This window comes from Rhodococcus yananensis (assembly GCF_020515525.1).
Classification (GTDB): Bacteria; Actinomycetota; Actinomycetes; order Mycobacteriales; family Mycobacteriaceae; genus Rhodococcus; species Rhodococcus yananensis.
The window spans coordinates 1-3801 of sequence record NZ_JAIYEP010000146.1 but is presented as its reverse complement, the minus strand read 5'-3'; the positions used below and the strand labels follow the sequence as shown (position 1 = coordinate 3801).

General features: G+C 64.2%; 4 protein-coding genes and 1 pseudogene. 2 read left to right on the top strand and 3 right to left on the bottom strand.

The window, feature by feature from the left end; translation table 11 throughout:
- Positions 1 to 28: 28 nt before the first annotated feature.
- A complete protein-coding gene (locus LDQ05_RS19400; RefSeq protein WP_308013287.1) occupies positions 29 to 1207 on the bottom strand; it encodes a TnsB C-terminal domain-containing protein in 1179 nt (392 codons plus the stop codon).
- A gap of 32 nt (positions 1208 to 1239) precedes the next feature.
- Positions 1240 to 1839 (bottom strand): recombinase family protein, encoded by a 600-nt coding sequence (locus LDQ05_RS19395; protein ID WP_226438584.1) that lies wholly within the window; start codon positions 1837 to 1839, stop codon positions 1240 to 1242.
- A gap of 213 nt (positions 1840 to 2052) precedes the next feature.
- Between LDQ05_RS19395 and LDQ05_RS19390 the strand changes: the two genes are divergently transcribed.
- Positions 2053 to 2709, top strand: coding sequence for a hypothetical protein (locus tag LDQ05_RS19390; protein ID WP_226438582.1), 657 nt, complete (start codon positions 2053 to 2055; stop codon positions 2707 to 2709).
- Positions 2710 to 2996: 287 nt separating this feature from the next.
- A pseudogene (locus tag LDQ05_RS19385) lies at positions 2997 to 3101 on the top strand (recombinase family protein); the annotation flags it as partial.
- A 33-nt stretch (positions 3102 to 3134) separates the two neighbouring features.
- On the opposite strand, the gene LDQ05_RS19380 reads toward LDQ05_RS19385, so the two are convergent.
- The coding region (locus LDQ05_RS19380; protein ID WP_226438581.1) for an IS256 family transposase at positions 3135 to 3801 on the bottom strand (667 nt) is incomplete at its 5' end.

Sequence of the window (3801 nt, the reverse complement as noted above, 5' to 3'; positions counted from 1 at the left end):
TTCAATCACCGCCGCTTGCATGGCGAGATCAACCACGTCCCGCCTGTCGAGTACGAGGCCGCCTACTGGGCAAATCACTCGGCGGCCGACTACCGTGAGACACCGGTCCTCGCTGAGGCCGGAACCAGATAGCTGAGCCTCCGCCGAACTCGGGGCGATTCAACAGCAGCAGGTTGAGGTCGTCAACAGTCTCGGGCAGGCGGGGAAGCCATCCGTCACCGATCCAGGCACGGTAGGGACTGTCGCCAGTCCCCGGGTGGGTGCGGCGGTGGTATCTGTCGCCGATGAACTCGCCGATGGCGGTGTCGAGTTCGGGCAGTGTCAGTGCTGGCTGGGGGTGTCGCTGACCGCGGGTGAGATAGCCCGGCAGATCGGCGAGGAGTTCGGTGTTGATCGTGCCGAAGATTCGCTCGATCTTGCCGCGGCCCTGTGGTCTGGCGATGGTCGAGTAGATGATCTGAAAGTGCAGGTCATTGGCGGTCTGGGCGAGATGGTGACTGGTGAAGTCGGTGCCGTGATCGACGTAGAGCACATCGGGCAAGCCGCACATCGGCCAGTTCGGATCGCTCTTGGGCCAGATCGCGTGCCGCAACGCCAGCGCGGTGTTCATCGCAGACGGTGCGCCGAGGAAGACCATGTAGCCGCACACTGCCCGGGAGTAGTCGTCGAGGATGACGGTCAGCCACGGCCGGGCGGATCGCCCGTTGGCGTCGAGGATGAGGATGTCGAGTTCGGTGTGGTCGGCCTGCCAGGTGGCGTTGGCCCGCTCGGCGCGGTGTCGCCACACCAGTTCGTAGGTGTCTCGGTATGCGGCCGCGCCCTGGTGGGCCAGTGTCACCATCCCCGGATCCAGGCCGGTCACAATGGACCGCACGGTGCTCGCGGAAGCCATCGGCCATCCGCGGCGGGCGGCGGTCACAGTGGCTTTGCGGATGATCGCCGCGATGGTCGGCGGTGGCGTGCTCAGCGCCAGGCCTTCGATGTAGGCCACAAGTTCTGGGTGGGTGCGCCGTCCACGCTTGGGCGGAGCGGCCGGAGCCAATCCGGCGACGCCGGCCTGCCGGTAGGCGGCCAGCCAGCGTTGCAGAGTCCGTTCCCCGATCTGCTCGGCTGCGGCCAACTGGGCCAGCGGGACTCCGCTCTCCACGTGCTTGCGTAGGACCTGCCATCGCGCGGCGGCAGTCTTCGCACCAGTGGGGGCATCGATCGAACCTTGAGGTTCCTCGCCCCCGCTCATGACTACGCCGTCGTCGACTTCTGTCGGCGTGGGGCCGGCTTGTCGGTCCCACGTTGGAGAGCCCGGTACACGGTGGTGCGGCTAACCCCCAGGACCTCACCGATCTGGGCGACGGTCATGTCTTGTTGCTCGTAGAGCTTGCGGGCGGTGCGCAGTTTGTCCCCGGACAACAACGGTGGACGCCCACCCACACGGCCACGGGCCCGGGCCGCTTCCAGGCCGGCGTGGGTGCGTTCGGAGATGAGATCGCGTTCGAACTCCGCTAGGGAGGCGAAGATGTGAAACACCAGCCGCCCGCCCGAGGACCCGGTGTCGATGTTCTCTTGCAGGGATCGGAACTCGATTCCGCGTTCTTGCAATTCGGTCAGCTGATCGATCAGATGCCGGATCGATCGGCCCAGCCGGTCCAGGCGCCACACCACGAGCGTGTCGCCCGGCCGCAATTGGTCGAGCAACTTTCCCAACTCCGGGCGAGAGGCCAATGCCCCGGAGGCGGTGTCGGTGAAGACCTTGTAGCAGCCAGCAGCGGCGAGAGCATCGTGCTGCAGTCGGGCGTCTTGATCGCCAGTCGACACCCGCGCGTACCCGAAAGCGTGGCCCATACCGATAAATGTAGCAGTACCCGTCGCTTGTGGGTAGATCAGAAACATAGATTCCGTGACTGGGTTCCGCTACAGAACAGGCTTCCGCCCACCTCGGCGAATCCAAAATCGGCCAGCTTCGACCCGTTTGTATCAAAAACGATCGATTCTGCCACAATCGGTGAGGCTTAAAGTTCACTGCTGAGTCCCGCTCGGAACCTCTACGCTGAAGGCATGCCGGTCGAAGTGGTGGACGCTCCCAATACTCGCGGGACTCGCATAGCGTCTGGCGCCGTCCGCGCCGTGAGCATGGTCGCTGCGGTGGTCTCCGTTGCGTCTTCCGCTGCATTCATCGTGCTTGCAGCCGACAGGGTTCCGTTCAGCAACTACAACGTGACGACCACCGACTGGCTGCTCGTTTTCGTGATCTCTGGATACACACTGGCGATTGCCGGCTTCGCGTGGCTGATCGCACTGGTCGCGGCGTGGCGAAAGCGGCACCTTTGCACACGTTGGCTTGCTGCTCCTCCCGCCCTTCTGGCGGTTGGAGTGCTCGCCGCCGTAGCGATAGGTCTCGCCATCCCGGAGGGATTCGATGCATCCCGCCCTGAACTCGAAGCAGTGGCCGCTCAGGCCCGGTCACACCCGCCGGGGTGGTCGGAGAACTACGGTTACGACGACCCGCGCCATGTGGGGAATATGGATGTCGGCTCAGTGCTCCACCGCAAAGATGGAGTGGTTTTGGTGAGCAATGCCGACTCTGGCCTCTTCTTCCAAATGAGTGGTTGGGCGCATTCACCCGAGGGGCCGCCCACCTTCGATCCCGGAGTCAGAGGGTTAAAGGTAAAACACCTCGAAGGACCCTGGTACTCGTATCGATACGTCTTGTAGCGGCGCCCCAGGCTTGTCGACTGAGCCTGAGGACCGCCATTCAGAGCTGCAGAAACCCGCCAAACGAAGCTGCTAGTCACACCCCCGCCAGATCGCCACGGCCCATCCGCTCCTCCACCCACCCAAAAGTCCACCCGTTAAGTGCCGAAATCATGCATCTAACGGGATCGCTAGGCAAGTGATGCAGGTCAGACCCGATCCTCGGGTCACTCGATTCACGCATTCCGGAGCGCGGCTACCAGGCAACCAGCCACGATCCACTCACCAGATGCAATTCCCAAGGGTTTGGCGACACTCTCGTGGTGTGGCGGCTCGACCGGCTCGGTCGATCGCTGCCGCACCTGCTGCAGACCGTCGAAGACCTCGAACAGCGCGGAGTCGGGTTCCGGTCGGAGGAATAGTCAAATCCTGTGGATCGGGGGTCGTCAGGCGACCTCGGACACCGGAGTGTCGGGCGAGGGTTCCGGGGTGATGTCGACCGGCCGTTCGAGGAGCTTGCCCTTGTGGAACAACGCGCCCGCCCGCACCAACGCCACCAACTGCGGAGCGTTGACGGCCCGCCACCGCGATTGGGCCGCTTCGATCAGCTTGTAGGCCATCGCCATGCCTGCTGCTCGTGAGCCCGGTCCCTTCGTCACTCTGGTCCGAAGCCGCACCGTCGCGAAGGTCGATTCGATGGGATTCGTCGTGCGTAGATGCACCCAATGCTCGGCGGGATACCGGAAGTATTCGAGCAGCACGTCGGCGGCGTCGACGATCTTCTTGACCGCCTTCGGATACTTCGCGCCGTAGTCACGTTCGAACGCCGCGATCGCCAACTGCGCCTTGTCGATGTCCTCGGCCCCGACGATCTCCTTCATCGCCGCCAACGCACCCGGATGCGCCGACTTCGGGAGTGAAGCAAGAACGTTGGATTGTTTGTGGAACCAGCAGCGCTGTTCCCGCGTCTCGGGGAACACCTCCCGCAACGCCCTCCAGAACCCCAACGCCCCGTCGCCGACTGCGAGCACCGGTGCCCGCATTCCCCTCCGGCGGCAGTCCCGCAGCAGGTCCGCCCAGGATTCGGTGGACTCGCGGTAGCCGTCGGTGAGC

Excerpts from the sequence above, each read along its gene's own strand:
- LDQ05_RS19395 (WP_226438584.1), bottom strand. The coding sequence starts at position 1,839 with ATGGGCCACGCTTTCGGGTACGCGCGGGTGTCGACTGGCGATCAAGAC.
- LDQ05_RS19390 (WP_226438582.1), top strand. The coding sequence starts at position 2,053 with ATGCCGGTCGAAGTGGTGGACGCTCCCAATACTCGCGGGACTCGCATA.